Source organism: Oleiphilus sp. HI0123 (assembly GCF_001635315.1).
The window spans coordinates 1-991 of sequence record NZ_LWGE01001726.1; the positions used below are offsets into that span (position 1 = coordinate 1).

1 protein-coding gene is annotated in these 991 nt (G+C 48.7%); it reads right to left on the bottom strand.

Annotated features, from left to right (window positions below; genetic code table 11):
- A partial coding sequence (locus tag A3761_RS23350; RefSeq protein ID WP_197473200.1) for a methylmalonyl-CoA mutase family protein occupies window positions 1-991 on the bottom strand: 991 nt, incomplete at both ends.

Below are 991 nucleotides of genomic sequence, written 5' to 3' on the forward strand. Positions count from 1 at the left end.
GAACACTATAAGGCACTTTTGTACCAGGCCCGAAGATTCCTTTAACTCCTGCCTGATAGAGTGTGTCGTAGTCTTGTTTAGGGATCACTCCCCCGGCAATAACGATAATGTCGTCCGCGCCTTGATTTTTGAGCGCCTGAATGAGCTCAGGAACTAGTGTCTTGTGTCCTGCAGCTTGTGAGCTGACACCGACGGCATGCACGTCATTTTCGACGGCTTGCTTGGCGACTTCTTCAGGGGTTGAAAACATAGGGGATAGGTCGATATCAAAGCCCGCATCGGCAAATGAGGTGGCGATGATTTTAGCGCCCCTATCATGGCCGTCTTGGCCCATCTTGCAAACCAGCATTCTAGGTCGTCGACCTTGGGCTTTCTCAAAGGCTTCAATATCAGACTGTATTGCTTGCCAGTCTTCATCGCCCTCATAGGAGGCGCCGTAAACGCCGCTAATAGTGCGAGATTCGGCCTGAAAACGTCCGTATATTTCTTCCAGAGCATCAGAAATTTCGCCAACAGTCGCGCGTAAGCGAGCAGCATTTACGCTCAATTCTAGCAAATTGCCTTCACCTGTTTTCGCCGCCTCAGTCAAGGCTGTAAGCGCTGCTTTAACCGCATCAGAATCTCGATTTGTACGAATCGATTCCAAGCGCTTGATTTGTGACTCGCGTACAGCAACATTGTCTACTTCAAGTATATCCAGGTCATCTTCGTGATCGAGCTGGTATTTATTGACACCAACAATGACATCTTCACCGCGATCAATGCGTGCTTGCTTTTTCGCTGCACTTTCTTCAATTCGCATTTTTGGAATGCCATGTTCAATGGCGCTCGCCATTCCACCTTTTTCCTCGATTTCTTCAATTAATTCCCAAGCTCGATCAGCAATCTGCTGCGTGAGGCTTTCCATCATGTAGGAGCCCCCCCAAGGGTCTGCAACCTGAGGAATGCCTGTTTCTTCTTGAAGGATGATCTGAGTATTTCGCGCAATACG